The sequence below is a fragment of the Mesorhizobium sp. M0293 genome (assembly GCF_040321735.1).
Classification (GTDB): Bacteria; Pseudomonadota; Alphaproteobacteria; order Rhizobiales; family Rhizobiaceae; genus Mesorhizobium.
Genome location: NZ_JAMYSA010000034.1, coordinates 1 through 15,163 on the forward strand (window position 1 = coordinate 1; position 15,163 = coordinate 15,163).

The window sequence follows — 15,163 nt, forward strand, 5'->3', positions numbered from 1 at the left end:
GGACGCGGCCTCGGTCGCCGGCCTGCTCGTCACCACCGAAGCCATGATCGCGGAGGCTCCGAAGAAGGAGTCGGCTGGCGGCGGCGGCATGCCTGGCGGCATGGGCGGCGGTATGGGCGGTATGGGCGGTATGGGCGGTATGGGCTTTTAAAGGTCCACGCATCTCGACAATTTCGAAAGGGCGGCAAGCAATGCCGCCCTTTCTTCGTGTCCATTGCGCCGGTTGTCGACGGCCCGCAAGCCGGGGTATATGCCCGCCAAGGGTTATGCTTATGTTTGGACGGATACTGCCTTTTTTCCTGGGGTAGCCTTACTGTTGGGCAGCGGCTGCGCGCACAGCGATGATGGATTCCGAGATCGCTTGATGCCAGGCGATTCTTTGACAAAGAGCCGCCACGCCTGCAGCAGCCGCGGATCGAAGCCAGCGTGTTCCCGGTTGCGCCACAGGAGCCGGAACGGCTCGAACCGCGCCGGACGGCAAGTCTCAAGACATCGAACAGACGTGCATCGCTGGCCGCAAGTCCTCCGCTGTCCTCTTCCGAGCCGCACAAGCCGCTTGTCTGCAAGAACGTCAGCGAGCCCGGCAAGCGGTACCGTGTGGTTTGCGAATAGGACACTTGGTTTGGCCAGCATTCTACCCTTGGAGCGTCGCGGTGCCTTTCCGGATCAGGTTGTCCAGAGCGACATCTCCCTTCTTTCCCCATGATTCAGTCATTCTAGCACTCCCAGCTTCACGAAACGGAACGAGTTTTGCCGGCGGCTTCCCGCGAAGCGCTTGGCTACCGATCAGAACAGTCTTTGAAAGAAAAGGCCGCGCTCTGCCGCGATCGCAACCGCATGGGCCAAGCTTTTGGCACCAAGCTTGGCCCGTGCCAGATCAAGATGAAATCGGACCGTGCGAGGGGATAGCGACAGTATCTCTGCGGTCCGTTTGACCTTCTCTCCCCTCGCGTACCATTTCAGGCATTCGATCTCTCTATCGGAGCAGACCGTCGGATGGCGTGGCCTTCCTTGGATTCGACCGATAGCATTGTGAAATTCACCGGCGAGATGCTGGAAGTCGCGAACCTCGGATTTGAGAAACGTCTGCCACGCCGCTGCGTTCTCGTTGCTCGTCACGGTCAGAATGCCGCGGTCGCCGTCGACACCCCTAACCGGGAACGTGACGCCATGCTTCCCGACACCATGTTCCCTCGCTTCACCGAAGAACGTGCGCACGGGCTTGTCCGATAGGTCGATCTCCTTCCAATCAACCAATTTCACAGCACGCAGCCCATAGCGAAGCACGGGATCGATGTCGAAAAAATCCTTCTCGAGGTAGCGTTTCACCCAGTCAGGCGAATAGGTGGTCACATAGAACGGCTTACTCGGTTCCTCGTAAACCGGCCTGACGGTAAGAAAGGCCGCCGTCTCAAGACCTAACTTTCGACAATTGTGTTCAGAAGGTCCGCCGCGTCCGCAGGAGAGGCAACTGCGTGAATACCCTCCGTAACGTCGTGAAAATTTGAGTCAAATCTCGCCATATCCAGCTTACCTCCTTGCTATCGACGCGCCTCTCCAAGCCATTCGCGCGGCTATCGAACTAGGTTGCTCCTCGCTGGATTCCAGCGTCTCACGACCTGTCAAAAGTGACAGGGAAAACCGCCAGTATACATAGGTTGCAACCCGCATTATTCCAGATTGGATGACCACAACCCGGCGTGGAGGAAACGCCTTGGATACGATTTTACTTTCGTCGAACGATGTGGGTCGGCAGACTAACCCTACGCGTACCTCGCGCCGTGCATCACATCGGAGTTCCGGAACGGACGACCACGAAATTTGCCGTCTCTGCTCGGAGCTAAAACAATTAGACGCTGATCGGGAAGCTCTTTTTGCTTTCTTCCCCCCGCCTGCGCCGGGCAACCCTGCGCAGAGCAGGCAGTTTTTCACAAAGCTGAACTCGATTACGGCTCGCTATTTAGCGCTCGAACAGCGGCTTCGAACGGCTCGCAGAGATATCAGCCAAGGCCGGCCACGAAGCCGCTGAGTTCGTCCAGCGGATGCGGCTGCGCCACGGCATAGCGCGCATCCAGAGTATCGATTGCCTGATGGCCCCGCGTCAACTCGACACCGAGGCCCTGCCCGGCCCATCGTGCGCGGATCCGGATACGAGCACCCTCCTCCCCTCGCGGGATATGAGTCAGAGACACTTGCACAGCGATTTGCAAGATAGTTTACTGACTCAATGAATCTGAAGCGGAGTGATCCATGGGGAACCAGCAATCAACTTTTGCTTCGTGCACCTATCGCGGCGTCGACGGCTGCGACCAGGGCCAGACCGCGACGCTGGGAAAGCATGCGTTGCCTTGTGGCGTTGTCGCCATGGCATGGCTCGTAACCGCCACCTTGAAAAAATGGCTTGTCTGCTCGCCGATCCGGAAAGACGAGGGCGTTGTGCAACCAGCGAAATGGCCGACGTCGCCGGCGAAAGGCGGAAAGCAGGCGTAGCCGTCACCCTCCCCGATGAACTCGATCGTCGCATCCTCCTCTACGCCCAGATCGAGCGTCAGCTCGCAAAACCCTTCGCGGCATTTGGGCCAGCACCTTCCAGATGCCTTGGCTTCACCGGAAATTCTCACCTACAAACCCATGACCCCCGAGCACGATATGCGTTCTTTTCGTCACATCCTCCACCTCGTCGCATCCGCGGCCTTGCTCGCCGGTTGCGCCGAGCGAGTGCCGGATGCTTCACATTCGGCCGGCCCCGTTTCGGCTACGGACTCCTATTGGAAGCCTGATCGGGTCAGTCGCAGCCGGCAAGAATATGCGCCAGACTGGGGGCGCTTCCCGCCGGTCATTACCCGGCGAGCCGGCTACCCAACCGAAGCTCAGGCGAATAACGCCTTGCGCCGCTCGCATTGGAACTCCGTGCCTGTGCGCACGCTCATCACCAAGGAAGGCATCAAGACGATCTCCGTCCCAGCGGAAGCCCCGGACACGATCGCTGCAGGCGTTCGCGTCTTTGCCTGCCGGCCAGGAGCGCTCAACGGCTATACTGGCCGCGTGCAATTTTACGACGGCCCCGTCGTCGCCTGCGCTTCCGACCTCCTGTCTGCCGATGGTCGCGTGCTCGCCCGAGTACCCCTCAATTTCTACTACTGGCAGAAGGCTTGGCGCGTCCAAGACCCGAGGCCGTCCTACAAGTCTGTCCCGTGGGCCTATCAGGAACCCTCGCCGCCCAAGAGCAAGGGCTGGTTCGGCGACCGCTACTAAGCGCCGTCACACTGCCGCGTGTCGGCTGGCCAGATGCGCACAAAAGCCGACGGCCAAACCAACGGCGCCGGCGTCGGCAAGATTGTCCGCGGGCGTATGAGAGGTACGCTGCGAGCGGCTTTTACGACGCTCCGGATGTGTCGTCACGCAGCGTGCCAATTCACCACCGCGTCTCTTCGTGCAGATCCCAGTTCGAAGATTGCGACGACCGTCTTCGGCGACTTCGAGCGTATTGCGTGTGGTCGCGCCAGCAGTCATGGCGACCTTCACGCATGGAGGCCGCATCGCTCACCTCCGGCCGAAAAATCATGCTTCCCGCACTTTTTCTCTTAGGAAGAACAGGCCCGGCGAGCGACTATTTCAAAGCCACTCGCTATGCGAGAGCGATCTGTCGTTCGGCCGAAGCGTTTCGCAAGGTCCCTTTCCGGGGCGAAATAGGGGGCAGTGCTCGGCATTGCTGACGGTCGCCTACGAAGATCAAACTGCGGGTATCGGGCGTTCAGCATTCCGGGGGAGCGAGCGGCAGGCCGCACAGCCCATCGCAGATACTTCACGGTCGGGGTCCTCTATCGGTTAGGCTCTGCTCTTCTGCTGGGGGCTCGCTTCGCACGAACACGTCCAGCACTTGCGCGATATCGACCCCTGACGGCGATCCGTTGCGCACCATACCCCTCGATACCGCCGAGCGCATGGCTCCAATGACGCAGCATGCCGCGACGAGCGCTGCCACGGCATCGCCGTCGGTCTCGGTCAATAGCTGCTCCGCCAGCGCCCTCGCTCCTCGCGGAATTTGATCGACATCTTCACCACCAAGCGACCACTGACGATTTTCTTCGGTCACGGCGACACCTCCCGGACTGTTCGATTTGACCATTGGCGGCCGAGCTGGCGGAGCGGATTTCCGATCGCCGCTGTCAGCACATGAGACAGCCCGATCGCGACCGCGACCGAGAGCGTTGCCGTCGCCGGAGCGCCCAGGAATTGGCCAAGGGCCCAGTTGAACAACGCCAGCACCGGCAGATGGATCAGATAGAGGGCATAGGAGATGCCTCCCAAGCGGCGCAGCATCCGCCCCGGCCAGTTCACAGAATCATCCCGCAAGGTCGCCCTTGTCACGATCCACCCGCACATCAGCGCCAGTGCGGCAGTCGCCACACCATGTGTCGCCGGCGGCAAGATCGCCAGCATGAAGGCCCCGACCGTCATCCAGAACACCGTTTCCATGTTACCGATCGCCCTCAGGTGTTCCGCCAGCCGTGGCCATGCGCTTGCGCTCATGGTTGCTCCGATCGCCAGCCCGACCGCGATTGCATCGATGCGGAACGTCCAAAGCGTCCCGCCCCATGGCCGCAGCGTGAACGTCCCGACCACGAGAACGAGTCCGGCCAGCGCGACGAGCGCCCGCCGCGGTAGCAAGAACACCAGGAGCGGAGCCAGTAGATAAAATTGCATTTCGGCGGCGATCGACCAGAATGGCCCAAACGCATAGGCGTTCCCGCATCCTGTGGCGCCCCCGAAACAGGGTGCCCAATGCGCATTCGAGATGAAGGCGAATGCCGCCTTCGCGTCTGCGGGCTCAACGCCGCTTTCCGGGATGATCAACCCGGTCGAGAGGATGGCGCCGACGCACCAGGCCAGCGGCACGATCCGCATAGCACGCCTGACATAGAAGGCGGAGGCCGCCTCGAGCGCACCGCGCTCGAGGCGCAGGCTTCGCAATGAGCGTTCCACCACCAGGCCGGAAATCACAAAGAACAGGTCGACCCCGACGCTCCACGCCGGCGCAAACAGCAGAGCGGCGACCGTCCCGCCTTCTCCGAAGACCGGCCCGACATGCGACAGCACCACCAGCCCGATCGCCAGGCCTCGCAATTCATCCAGCCCCGATAGGCGGGCTTTTTGTCCCATCCAAATATCACGCTCGACAATCATCACAACATTGATTTAATCATAGGGCACACAAGCGAGGCAAGGAATGCATGCACGCCTGACATTTGTCGCAGTCGCGGCTGCCCTTAGATTGGCGCCCCACGCTTCGGCCCAGTCGCTCACGCATGATCCGAACGCCTGGCGCGCCGTCGCCTATGCCGATCTCGAGCTCCCGAACTCGGAAGCCGTGCCCTACGCCTCCCTATGGGCCGACCGACTGAAGAAGAACAACGACGCCTACGTGGCCAAAGGCGATACGCGCTTTGCGGTCGCCAACGCGCCGGCTTCCGAGAGTCACATCGTCGTTCGCAGTCCGACCAAAACCGTCGTCCTCTCGGTCCTGCACACGCTCACCGGCTGCTCGCCGATCCGCGCCGATCCTGTCGGCAATGCCACGCTGAAACGATGTCCCATGCGCTTGGCGATCTACCAGAACGGCCGATCAACGGTCGCTGACGCAGGCTCCGGGTGTTTCATCGAATATGGCGCGCAACCGAATAACGTCCGCCCCGACCTCGCTCGGAATGGTGCGATGGGTGCATATGATGTTGAGGCCAAAAGCATTCGCGCCGGCATCGTATTCCAAGGTGAAATCGCCCCGGAATGCCAATTCCGGGTCCCTGTCCCGCAACCCTAGAGGAAGCAGCCCACGCCGTTGTGTTTCGGCAACCTCGATATCCCCAAGGAGCGCAATCATGATCGACAGGGAGAACCTGACGTTATTCAGGACACCTGCCTGCCACCGGCCATCGCCAACGGATCAAGGCTTCCCTGACGGCGCGCGATGCGCGGCGTTGACCGCGGCTCCTGCCGGCGGCCACGGCGGGATGATGTTCAGGAGATCTGCCATGGCCAGCCCGACTATCTTCGCGACTCTAGCCGTCTTGATCTCGCCGGCAATCGCGCAAGAACTTGATCCGCTCAAGGCTCCGCAGGGATCATATGTAGCGTCCACACACACATGTGCCGATCTCGACCAAGGCGTCGGCGCTCTCGAACTTGCCGAGTTCGACGGCGACGCAATCACCGTCGACGCAAGCACCTGCAAGATAGCAGGCACCCGTCATGCAGACGATGCGTTCCAAGCCTCATGTACAGAGCGTGGCAGCAGCTCCCCGGTCATCACGCCGATGAAGATTACGCGCCCTTCCAGCGACGCGCTCTCCATCAATGGCGCCATCTATAATTTCTGCCCGGGGAAGTAAGATGCTGCGTCCCTTCCCAATACTCCTCTCCGCGCTCCTGGTCGTTGGACAAGCGCCTGTTGCGCAAGCGAATTCCTTCGATCAGGATGCAAGTTCTTGCGATCTCCATGACAAAACAACCTTGCGTTCCCTTTGTACGAACGGTGCGGGTCTGCCGAGCTATCCGTCCACGCAAGAGATGACGGAGCGCAGCCCGAACATCGCCAATATGATTGTCGACGCCGCCAATAAGTATGGTGTTGATCCCAAGCTCGCTCTTGCCGTGTCCGCTCACGAAGGCGCGATGTCGGCATGTGCCGGCTCCTTCAGTGGCGTTCTTGGACCGATGCAGCTTACGGGGGCGACCGGCCGGGCCTACGGAATGGATCGGGGCATCTTGTCCGAAAACATTGAAGGCGGCGTAATGACGCTTCGCGATGCCGTCAAATCGTGCGGCGGCACGTCAAGTATTCGCTGCCTCGCCGATCGTTACAACGGCAGCACTGAAAGCCAGCGCCGTAACTGGACGAACGACGTAAACCGCCGCTATGCCGCCCTCAAGTCGGCCGGCCAACCCATTCCTCAGGGATGCGGCGCGCAAGCGGTCTGCGAAATGGGACCAGGCGACTTTCCGACGCCCAACGGTGGTGAGACAAAACTCGCTTCATCCGCTCCCGCTCCCGCCGGGAGCGACATCAACGTTGCCCCTGATCAGGTGTGACGCCGTCTCGCCATTGAGGGCCATGCCGTCGGCGCGCCGCCTTCAATGGGAGAGATTGCGCGACGAGAGCTTTACAAATCCCCGTTTCAGATGGCTTGCCAACTCCTGGCGCACATCATCAGGCCATTGCTCCATCACAACGCAGTTCACTTCTGCCGCAACCAGCGACCAGTACAGCAGATCCGCGTATCGTCCTTCGAACAAAGCCGCCACGATGAACTGTCCGATCACCAAAGTGATCGTCTCGGGCTTGCCTTTCTTCCGCAGAAATTCCGAAACCTCTTCCACCCATGGTTTCGGGTGGCAATCGACAAACGCCGCCGCATCCTTATAGAGCGCATTGTCTCCTGCGACTTGCCAGATATTCGCTTGCATCGTGAACCCTTCAGCAAAATGATGCCTTTGCATCGACGCTGGCGGATTTTCTGATGCGAGTCAAAGAAATATACAATAGATTTTCTGCCAATCGTAGCAAATGAATCTACGCTGGTAGTTTAGCAGCTTCTACTTTTCTTGTATCTACTGGTTTGCCCTGCGTCCCTTTTTGGCCGGAGGCGGCCGCTTCTTCTCGGAGGTTGCCCCAGCGGGGCTGGCTGCCTCTTTCAAAGAAGGTACACCACTGAACTCCGTCATCGAGCGCTTCACAGCACGCGTGGCCTCGATATGCCGCGCAATCTCGTTGAAGTTGAAGCCGAACGTCTCGATGTCCCGCTTGACGCTGTCGTCGTCACCAGTCCGACCAATGAGCGCCCACACCGGAACCTTCAGGTGCCGTGCCAGCCGCTCCAGGGTGACGAATGTCGGGTTCCCCTTCCCCGTCCGCAACTGGTAGAGCGTGCCGCGCGATAGCCCCGTAGCGTCGGCAAAACTCGCATAGTCCGGGTACTCGTTCTCGATTTGGCGAAGTCGCAGCGCGAGCAGGATCGAAAGCCAACCATCGCTGTCTTCTGTCTTGTTTTTAAATATCGGCACAGCTGCCCCCCTGCTTATCGGTCGGAATATGACGGCCATTTTTTGCAGAATGTCTAGTGCTCAGGGCTTGTAGCCGAAACGATAACTCATTGCCCTATTAAAGTGTCGCGGCATCCTCCCCATACTCCCGCAAAGTGACGGCGTACAGCAATCGTTCCAGATGCACGATAGCATTTGACGATCTGCATGCCCTATTGAAAATGAATAATTAAATGAATCCGGTTGGATGTCGCGGGCCCTCTTACTAATGATTTTGTCGTGTGCCACCTCATCTGGAGGGACAACCCTGATCCGACCACTTCGTATGACCTGGTTCAGGTCGACCACAAGCGAGACCTCGACGCCAGTGGTTCTGGCGATTACACTCTGAGACGGGGCCGCAAGGCTTTGCCCGGAACCATCTCTATGCCTGTTCGAGATGGAAATGGCGCCGGTACTCTGAAGCCGATACCGCCAAAACCGCACCATGCCCCCAGCCTTCGAAAACGCTTGATCCATGAGGGATCATCCTATCTCCATTGATCAGTATAATGACGATCAATCTGTGATATTATAATGATCGACATCGAAATAGGAGACCCGCCGTCATGTTCATGAGGTTCGCGTTCGCAATTTTCGCCGGCGGCGTGCTCGCTTTCTTCGCCCTGCCCGATCAGGAAGCCGGCCTTCGCATGCTCAGCTTTTCCACTGCTTTCTTGATCCTGTCCCTCGCCGCCGTCTGTGCCATCAAATTTCTAACCCACAGTATCGGACGTCATCGTCTTCGCTCGTCGGTACAACTGTCGCGCTGTGATGACGATCTTCCTTTGCATGACGCTGCAAAGTTCGAGCGCTCCGCTTGGTCAACGTCCGGCGTCAACCCCCAGGATCCGAAACTGGCCTGGCAGTACCGCGTCAACGATCAGCGCCTTGGCCGCTTCAAACTCTAACAGGCTCTCCTTGCCAGGATCTGCTCAATCACGCACACAGACGATCCTGCTATTCCGCCAGGTCTGTGATCTCCTGATACGATAGCCCCAAATGATTCGAGGCTTGCGCAAGGCAGCGTCCCGAATTCCCAAAAGGCCCAGACCGAGACGCCCAGGAACGCCGCCAATGTGCCGATCGTCTGAAGGTCGGGTTGCGCGCCTGCTGCGCAGACATCACCATGCTGCAGTTCGCGCGCAAATGGTTCTAGTAATTACCTCATGCAGCGGCTTCTGGTCGCCAACCTCGAGTGTTTTCGAATCGCGCTTTCAGCGATGCAGGCTTGGGCTACCTGGCCGAGGCGACCCTGCCCTCAGGACGGCTAAGTCCTGGCCCTTGAAACGCCCCGGCTATTTCGCCGGGAATGTTTAACGCGCTATTAGATTATTCTATTGATTCGATAGCGGCTTGGCGGCATTGTCAGGTCCATGACAAAGGTGTCGTGGCCAAGCGCTGCGCAGGTATATCGCGCCTTAGGAGGGTTCCCGGCGCGCGGCAGCTACTTGTGCCGTTGCCCAGTACCAAGTCACGGGCAGGGGAAAACCTCGAAGATCTTCGTCATCTTCTGGGCAACGCTGTTTCCGCTGCTGCTCAACACCACCAGCGGCGTCAAGGAAGTCGATCCCAAGCTGCTCGAAATGGCCCGTGTCTACGGCGCGAGCCGGCTCACCGTGTTTCGCCGCGTCGTGCTGCCGGGCGCCGTGCCGTCGATCTTCGTCGGTCTGCGGCTGAGCGCCACCACCGCGCTGCTGCTCCTGATCGCGTCCGAGATGATCGGCGCAAACAAGGGCATCGGCTTCCAGGTGATGAACGCGCAGTACAATTTCCAGATCCCGCTGATGTTTGCGGCAATCGTCATCCTCGCCGGGCTTGGCCTGATCGCCAACCAGGCGCTGGTCGCGCTGCAGCGGCGTCTCTGCCGCTGGAGCAATCCAGTCAACTGAGCAGCTCCCAACTCAACCCAGGCCTCTCTCAAAATCAGGAAAGACCGGATCATGAAAATCACCCGCCGTTCCCTGCTTGCCGGCGCACCGCTTGCCGCCGGCCTCATCGCCGCCGGCCTGCCGCGCCTCGCCTTTGCCGAAACCGCACCGGTGAAATTTCGCTATCTCGCCAGCCGTGGCAGCATCTCCCCGCACGAACTCGCCGCCGAGCTCGGCTACTACAAAGGGCTCGGCGTCGAGCTGGAGAATGTCGGCTATGCCTCTGGCGGACCGGAATCGCTGTTTGCGCTGTCTTCCGGCAGCGTCGACATCGGCTCGGCCGCCACCGCGGCGGTGATCAACTCGATCTCGGGCGGCAATGACTTCGTCGCCGCCTATCCGAGCAACGGCATCAACAAGGATGTGAAGAGCGTCTTCTATGTGCTGGAAGACAGCCCGATCAAATCGATCGCCGACATCGCCGGCAAGACCATCTCGATCAACACGCTCGGTGCCCATCTCGACTATACGGTGCGTGAGGCCCTGCACAGCGTCGGCCTGCCGACGGATGCCGCCAACCTCGTCGTCGTGCCTGGCCCGCAGCTGGAGCAGACTTTGCGCTCACGCCAGGTCGACATAGCCGGGCTCGGCTACTGGCAGGCAACGTTTGCCGGCGCGCTGGTCGCCAATGGCGGCGTGCGCGGCGTGTTCGACGACACCCAGGTGCTGGGCGAACTCGCCGGCGGCTTCGTCGTGCTCAGGCGCGACTTCATTGCCGCCAATCCGGACGCGGCGCGCAGCTTCGTCGAACAGTCGGCGCGCGCTTCAGACTGGTCGCGCCAGAACCCGGAGGAAGCCCGCAAAGTGCTGGCCAACATCTTGAACAAGCGCGGCGAAAACGGCGATCTCGCCCGTTACTGGACCGGCTTTGGCTTGCGCGAAGGCGCACACGCGACCGACCGGGACATCGACTTCTGGGTTGCCGTGCTGGAACGCGACGGACGATTGGCCAAGGGAAAGCTGAAGGCCGCCGACATTCTGTATCGGCCCGGCGAAACCAAGATCAACTGAGCTCTGAAATAGCTGAGAGATAAGATGGCCGGTTCCAACCGCGGCGGAGAGGTCTCGATCCGCGACCTCTCCAAATCCTTCAGTCTCGGCGGGCGCCAGCTTGCTGTGCTACGGACGCTCAATCTCGACATTCGTTCGGGTGAATGTCTGGTCATCGTCGGCGCCAGCGGCTCGGGCAAGACCACGCTGCTGCGCATTCTTGCCGGGCTGGAGGCGGCCGACAGCGGGGCTGTCGCGATCGACGGCCAGCCGGTGCATGGCGTCGGCGCCGAACGCGCCGTGATCTTCCAGGAACCGCGCCTGCTGCCCTGGCTGAGCGTGCTCGGCAACGTCGCCTTCGGCCTTGAAGTGCGCGGCGTGCCCAAGAGCGATGCCGAGGAACGGGCCCGCTTCTACGTCGCGCTGGTCGGTCTCGCCGAATTCGCCGATGCCTATCCCGCGCAGCTCTCGGGCGGCATGGCGCAGCGCGTCGGCATCGCCCGGGCGCTCACTGTCAAGCCCGAGATCCTTCTGCTCGACGAGCCACTGGGGGCGCTGGACGCGATGACCAAGATCGGCATGCAGGAGGAACTGTCCCGCATCTGGAGCGAGGAGAACGTCACCATGGTGATGGTCACCCATGATCTGGAAGAGGCGATCTATCTTGCCGACCGGGTGCTGATCCTGCCCAAGGAGAAAGGCGGCGCGGCGCGGCTAATCGACATCGACCTGCCACGCCCGCGCGAACGCAGCGAAACCAGGTTCGTGCGCTATCGCGAGGAATTGCTGCGCGAATTTGGTCTGCACTGACGGGAGTGAACGGATTAGCGCATCTCTATTGGCCGGTGTGGTAACCCTGCGGGATGGGCAAGAAAAACCGCTGAGGAATGCTCAAGCGCGATCGGTCCTACGCATGAAATGACGATATCTCAACGCTTTGAGCCATATGCGATAGCTCTGGAGTGGTAGGGCGCAGAAAGCCCCTCCCTTATGCGCCAAACAGTCGCCGGTCCCAGTAGACAGGCTGATGGAGACTGGTGTGGATCCTTGAAAACTCTGGATGCGCTGGATTGATCAGCACATTGCTATCGAGACGCGCCACGACGCTCGGCACCAGCAGGATGACACTGCGCCGTTCTAAACACCAGGCTTCGCCAAATCCCTTGCTGACCGTCGCCGGCATCGTGTCCCAGCCGGGCAGTGACGGCTGCGAAAAAACCTCGTAGCTCAGTCCGCGCGGAATTGTGATTTCGATGTAGTGCTGGTTGGGCGGCAGCCGGCCACTGCCATGCACCAGCTTTTCCAGGAGGGCCGTCGAATAGTGCTCGCTGGTGTAGATGATAGGACTTCCGGGCGTGTTCCATCGCCCTGGCGCGATTGTCGAGCCGGTCGCGTCGAAGATCGGGTAGGTGCCGGCCGGATCGCCGATGCGAAAGGACGATAGCGTGCGATCGAGAGTCTGCGCCGTCACGCAGCGCTGCCGTACCTCAGACCTCCGAGAATATCGACCACCATTTCGGCGCCGAACTCGCTCAGGATAACGACGTCGATCGGTCGCTTGTCCTCAATCATCGGGTGCGGCCGAAACAAGAAATCACGTGCTTCCTCTTCGTTCTGCCAGACATCGACAGCAAGACTCCAGACGCGCGCCACGCGGGCCAATCGTGTGCCCTCGTCCGACGAGAGACGATGTACCGCCTTGCGCCGCTCATAGGTCGCCTTGGGGATCAGCCGATATTTGAACTGAGCATCGCCAGGTGCCAGAAGATGCGCAACGCGCTCGAGCGCCCCGATGGGAAGTCCATTCTCGATCCGGGAGATCAGCCCGAAAGGCGACCGTGACGCCACCTCCTTAACGGGCAGCCCCAACACGTCGGCGACATTTCCGAACGCTAGCATTTCACTCTCCATTCCATGTGAGGCAAAATATAGCCTCACATGATGCGCCCTGCAAGTCCCTGCGTCAGCGCGAACCGATCCGATCACCCTGCGATCCTTGCCGTCACGCGTTAGCCTTTGGCGCCCGCCAGCAGCATCAGTCCCACCGACACCTCGCCTGCGTAGCCTTCGAAAAGCGCTAAGGCGGCGAGTGCGAACCGCCTTGGTCGCGAATGATTGACACCAGGAAAACGCGTTTGCGCCAGCGCTGAACAAGGAAGCCCGGAAGAAAGAATGGCCGGGCTCGGATACGGCCCGGCCAAAGAAGGTTAAAGCCTTCAGGGAGGAACACCGTCCGGTGGAAAATGGGAGGAAACCACCGAACGATTTTACCTGTCTGATCTTATTTCAACGCCTTGGCGACGAATAGGATTCCAAAGATCATATAAAACGGCACAAATTCGTGCGCCACATTACAGAACGTCACAAGCGCGCGGTTCCGGTCTTGAGAGGTCACCATAGTGGCGTAGCTTCGTTGGATCATCCGGCACGAGGACATGACCGCGTGCTCTTCATGCACGCCATCGATGAAACAGTCTAAGTCGAGGACCGGATTGATCATGCTTCACCATCCCAGGCGAATCACGCCGCGGACGGCTACATCGCCGCCACAGCCGCTGCTTGCGGCTCTATGGTCGCCTACCTGAAACATCAGCCCATTCGACTCTGCTGGGTTAACCACTGTCAATCCATGGGAAGCATCGTTGAACCCAATGGGTTGAACGAAACATCGGTTCAATGATTTAATCATAAGGCGAACGATCGAAAGTCGGATGGCACCTTATGAGTGACTTTGCTATTCTGGGTCGCACGGTTGGCCCCCAGCACCCGGAAATTCAGACGCTCTTGCGTCAGGCGCGGGATCAGCAGGCTCGCGTCTTGTGTTTGTGTCGGCATCCCGGGGTGCCGATGTACATCGCCGCCGTCGGCGAGGAATTGATCATCAAGCGCATGCCGAACACCGGCAAGGACCATGCGGTCGACTGTGATCGCTATGAACTGCCCGTTGCACTGTCGGGAAAGGCGGAGATCCTGGGTCAAGCAATCATCGAGGATCCTGCATCGGAGGCGGCGCGACTGAAGCTGGCCTTCGCACTGACACAAGGCAAGGCGCGACAGGGATCAGCCGGCGAGGGGGCTTCCCACCACACTGTCAAAGCCGATCCGAGGAAGCTCACCCTGCGAGGCTTGCTCGACTATCTCTGGGAAGAGGCGGAACTGACATTAATGGCACCCGGCTTCGTGGGAAAAAGAAATTGGGGGTTGGTCCGGAAATTTCTTTGGGGCGCGGCCGATGCGAAGTCGAGCCAGAAGTTCCAGTTGCGCGAGCTGCTGTTTATGCCGGCAATGTACTCCCCTGAGCACAAGGATCGCCTGGCAGCGGATCGGGAGCGGGCTTTCGCGGCGGCAGCCAAGGCCAAGCACAAGAAGATCGTGATCGGCATTGTGAAATCGCTCGATCCTGCCCGGTTTGGCGGCAAGCTGTCGATCAAGCATATGCCCGACGCGCCGCTCTTCATGGATGAGAAAATGTTCAGGGCAGTGCCGAAGCGCTTTGCAGCAGAATTCGACCTGTGGCGACTGCACGAAAATTCGCACCTGATCACCATCGCAACGGTCATGCAGATGCCGTCCGGCATTCTGGCGATCGACGAAATCGGCTTTATGAACGTGACTGAGAGTTGGATTCCGTTTCAGCACAACGACGAAAAGGAATTGATCGAGGTCCTGACCGGGGAGCATCGGCGATTTGTGAAAACGTTGCGCTACAACGTCGTGCCGTCGGTGCCCATGGCGTTCGGTCTTCTGACTGATGTTGACCAGCAGGGAACCGCGCTTTTTGTCGTACCGCACGATGCTAACGAGGCGGTACGGGCGGAATTCGACCATCTGATTTCAAGCTGCGAACTCGAGACCTGGCGCTGGGACGCAAGCGGCCCCCGGCCGGCGCTACCGGGCAAACAGCAGCGGCTTTCGCCTCCGCCCGGCAGGCAGGCTTTGGAATATCGACCGAACAACTGAAAAAGCCGAAGTGCGTGCGAGGCTGCAGCTGTAATTGGACCCAGCCAGGACATAAAAATCGTGAACAAGCGAAAGACAAGATGACGGCAATGATTCGATGCGGTTGGCGAGGGTCCGTGAGCGCGACGAAGCGCGGACGACGGCTGGCGCACCCGTAGGGCAGGCTACGCCTGAGCTTGCGTCTGGCGCCGGCGTTTGCGCTG

17 protein-coding genes and 2 pseudogenes are annotated in these 15,163 nt (G+C 60.0%); 9 read left to right on the forward strand and 10 right to left on the reverse strand.

Annotated features, from left to right (window positions below):
- Positions 1 to 786: 786 nt before the first annotated feature.
- The 3 genes and pseudogenes from NKJ06_RS14935 to NKJ06_RS14945 form a co-directional block, all read right to left on the reverse strand.
- On the reverse strand, positions 787 to 1,026 hold the full coding sequence (locus NKJ06_RS14935) for a response regulator transcription factor (protein WP_352810133.1): 240 nt from the start codon (positions 1,024 to 1,026) through the stop codon (positions 787 to 789).
- Positions 1,027 to 1,038: 12 nt separating this feature from the next.
- Positions 1,039 to 1,422 (reverse strand): annotated as a pseudogene (locus NKJ06_RS14940) (autoinducer binding domain-containing protein); the annotation flags it as partial.
- A 578-nt stretch (positions 1,423 to 2,000) separates the two neighbouring features.
- A complete protein-coding gene (locus tag NKJ06_RS14945; protein ID WP_352810043.1) occupies positions 2,001 to 2,192 on the reverse strand; it encodes a hypothetical protein in 192 nt (63 codons plus the stop codon).
- A gap of 724 nt (positions 2,193 to 2,916) precedes the next feature.
- Here NKJ06_RS14945 and NKJ06_RS14950 point away from each other — a divergent pair.
- Positions 2,917 to 3,255 carry a hypothetical protein gene (locus NKJ06_RS14950; RefSeq protein ID WP_245263590.1) on the forward strand — a complete coding sequence of 113 codons (339 nt, stop codon included), beginning with the start codon at positions 2,917 to 2,919 and terminating at the stop codon, positions 3,253 to 3,255.
- A 550-nt stretch (positions 3,256 to 3,805) separates the two neighbouring features.
- Here NKJ06_RS14950 and NKJ06_RS14955 read toward each other — a convergent pair.
- Together NKJ06_RS14955 and NKJ06_RS14960 are read right to left on the reverse strand one after the other, a co-directional pair.
- On the reverse strand, positions 3,806 to 4,096 hold the full coding sequence (locus NKJ06_RS14955) for a hypothetical protein (RefSeq protein WP_352810045.1): 291 nt from the start codon (positions 4,094 to 4,096) through the stop codon (positions 3,806 to 3,808).
- Complete coding sequence (locus NKJ06_RS14960) at positions 4,093 to 5,163, reverse strand: acyltransferase family protein (RefSeq protein ID WP_352810046.1); 1,071 nt, start codon at positions 5,161 to 5,163, stop codon at positions 4,093 to 4,095. The genes NKJ06_RS14955 and NKJ06_RS14960 overlap by 4 nt, the downstream gene beginning before the upstream one ends.
- Positions 5,164 to 5,371: 208 nt before the next feature.
- Here NKJ06_RS14960 and NKJ06_RS14965 point away from each other — a divergent pair, with 208 nt between their 5' ends.
- Genes NKJ06_RS14965 through NKJ06_RS14975 form a run of 3 tightly spaced genes read left to right on the forward strand, consistent with a single transcriptional unit; the run spans position 5,372 to position 7,089 of the window.
- Positions 5,372 to 5,821: a hypothetical protein gene (locus NKJ06_RS14965; RefSeq protein WP_352810048.1), complete on the forward strand. Its 450-nt coding sequence runs from the start codon at positions 5,372 to 5,374 to the stop codon at positions 5,819 to 5,821.
- A 58-nt stretch (positions 5,822 to 5,879) separates the two neighbouring features.
- A complete protein-coding gene (locus NKJ06_RS14970) occupies positions 5,880 to 6,389 on the forward strand; it encodes a hypothetical protein (protein WP_352810050.1) in 510 nt (169 codons plus the stop codon).
- A gap of 1 nt (position 6,390) precedes the next feature.
- The gene (locus NKJ06_RS14975) at positions 6,391 to 7,089 is read left to right on the forward strand and encodes a transglycosylase SLT domain-containing protein (RefSeq protein WP_352810052.1); all 699 of its coding nucleotides are present in this window, start codon (positions 6,391 to 6,393) and stop codon (positions 7,087 to 7,089) included.
- Between the two features lie 42 nt (positions 7,090 to 7,131).
- Here the strand turns inward: NKJ06_RS14975 and NKJ06_RS14980 are convergent, their stop codons facing one another.
- Both NKJ06_RS14980 and NKJ06_RS14985 read right to left on the reverse strand, forming a co-directional pair.
- On the reverse strand, positions 7,132 to 7,464 hold the full coding sequence (locus NKJ06_RS14980) for a hypothetical protein (protein WP_352809409.1): 333 nt from the start codon (positions 7,462 to 7,464) through the stop codon (positions 7,132 to 7,134).
- A 144-nt stretch (positions 7,465 to 7,608) separates the two neighbouring features.
- On the reverse strand, positions 7,609 to 8,061 hold the full coding sequence (locus NKJ06_RS14985; RefSeq protein WP_352810054.1) for a helix-turn-helix domain-containing protein: 453 nt from the start codon (positions 8,059 to 8,061) through the stop codon (positions 7,609 to 7,611).
- Between the two features lie 587 nt (positions 8,062 to 8,648).
- Here NKJ06_RS14985 and NKJ06_RS14990 point away from each other — a divergent pair.
- The 4 genes and pseudogenes from NKJ06_RS14990 (at position 8,649) to NKJ06_RS15005 (ending at position 11,810) form a co-directional block, all read left to right on the forward strand.
- Positions 8,649 to 8,990, forward strand: coding sequence for a hypothetical protein (locus tag NKJ06_RS14990; RefSeq protein WP_352810056.1), 342 nt, complete (start codon positions 8,649 to 8,651; stop codon positions 8,988 to 8,990).
- A gap of 567 nt (positions 8,991 to 9,557) precedes the next feature.
- A pseudogene (locus NKJ06_RS14995) lies at positions 9,558 to 9,971 on the forward strand (ABC transporter permease); the annotation flags it as partial.
- Between the two features lie 51 nt (positions 9,972 to 10,022).
- The gene (locus NKJ06_RS15000; RefSeq protein WP_352810058.1) at positions 10,023 to 11,021 is read left to right on the forward strand and encodes an ABC transporter substrate-binding protein; all 999 of its coding nucleotides are present in this window, start codon (positions 10,023 to 10,025) and stop codon (positions 11,019 to 11,021) included.
- 24 nt (positions 11,022 to 11,045) lie between these two features.
- A complete protein-coding gene (locus tag NKJ06_RS15005; protein WP_352810060.1) occupies positions 11,046 to 11,810 on the forward strand; it encodes an ABC transporter ATP-binding protein in 765 nt (254 codons plus the stop codon).
- Between the two features lie 178 nt (positions 11,811 to 11,988).
- On the opposite strand, the gene NKJ06_RS15010 is transcribed toward NKJ06_RS15005, so the two are convergent.
- The 3 genes from NKJ06_RS15010 to NKJ06_RS15020 all read right to left on the reverse strand — a co-directional run bounded on the left by NKJ06_RS15010 (position 11,989) and on the right by NKJ06_RS15020 (position 13,500).
- A complete protein-coding gene (locus tag NKJ06_RS15010) occupies positions 11,989 to 12,471 on the reverse strand; it encodes an RES family NAD+ phosphorylase (protein ID WP_352810062.1) in 483 nt (160 codons plus the stop codon).
- The gene (locus tag NKJ06_RS15015) at positions 12,468 to 12,899 is read right to left on the reverse strand and encodes an antitoxin Xre-like helix-turn-helix domain-containing protein (protein WP_352810064.1); all 432 of its coding nucleotides are present in this window, start codon (positions 12,897 to 12,899) and stop codon (positions 12,468 to 12,470) included. Before NKJ06_RS15015 ends, NKJ06_RS15010 begins: the two co-directional genes overlap by 4 nt.
- 382 nt (positions 12,900 to 13,281) lie before the next feature.
- Complete coding sequence (locus NKJ06_RS15020; protein WP_352810066.1) at positions 13,282 to 13,500, reverse strand: hypothetical protein; 219 nt, start codon at positions 13,498 to 13,500, stop codon at positions 13,282 to 13,284.
- 221 nt (positions 13,501 to 13,721) lie between these two features.
- Between NKJ06_RS15020 and NKJ06_RS15025 the strand changes: the two genes are divergently transcribed.
- Positions 13,722 to 14,960 (forward strand): DUF1173 family protein, encoded by a 1,239-nt coding sequence (locus tag NKJ06_RS15025; RefSeq protein WP_352810068.1) that lies wholly within the window; start codon positions 13,722 to 13,724, stop codon positions 14,958 to 14,960.
- Positions 14,961 to 15,163 lie beyond the last annotated feature (203 nt).

What these genes read in the sequence shown, in the direction of transcription:
- NKJ06_RS14960 (WP_352810046.1), bottom strand. Translation starts at nt 5,163, where the DNA reads ATGGGACAAAAAGCCCGCCTATCGGGGCTGGATGAATTGCGAGGCCTG.
- NKJ06_RS14970 (WP_352810050.1), top strand. Translation starts at nt 5,880, where the DNA reads ATGATCGACAGGGAGAACCTGACGTTATTCAGGACACCTGCCTGCCAC.
- NKJ06_RS14975 (WP_352810052.1), top strand. Translation starts at nt 6,391, where the DNA reads ATGCTGCGTCCCTTCCCAATACTCCTCTCCGCGCTCCTGGTCGTTGGA.
- NKJ06_RS14980 (WP_352809409.1), bottom strand. Translation starts at nt 7,464, where the DNA reads ATGCAAGCGAATATCTGGCAAGTCGCAGGAGACAATGCGCTCTATAAG.
- NKJ06_RS14990 (WP_352810056.1), top strand. Translation starts at nt 8,649, where the DNA reads ATGTTCATGAGGTTCGCGTTCGCAATTTTCGCCGGCGGCGTGCTCGCT.
- NKJ06_RS15000 (WP_352810058.1), top strand. Translation starts at nt 10,023, where the DNA reads ATGAAAATCACCCGCCGTTCCCTGCTTGCCGGCGCACCGCTTGCCGCC.
- NKJ06_RS15005 (WP_352810060.1), top strand. Translation starts at nt 11,046, where the DNA reads ATGGCCGGTTCCAACCGCGGCGGAGAGGTCTCGATCCGCGACCTCTCC.
- NKJ06_RS15015 (WP_352810064.1), bottom strand. Translation starts at nt 12,899, where the DNA reads ATGCTAGCGTTCGGAAATGTCGCCGACGTGTTGGGGCTGCCCGTTAAG.
- NKJ06_RS15020 (WP_352810066.1), bottom strand. Translation starts at nt 13,500, where the DNA reads ATGATCAATCCGGTCCTCGACTTAGACTGTTTCATCGATGGCGTGCAT.
- NKJ06_RS15025 (WP_352810068.1), top strand. Translation starts at nt 13,722, where the DNA reads ATGAGTGACTTTGCTATTCTGGGTCGCACGGTTGGCCCCCAGCACCCG.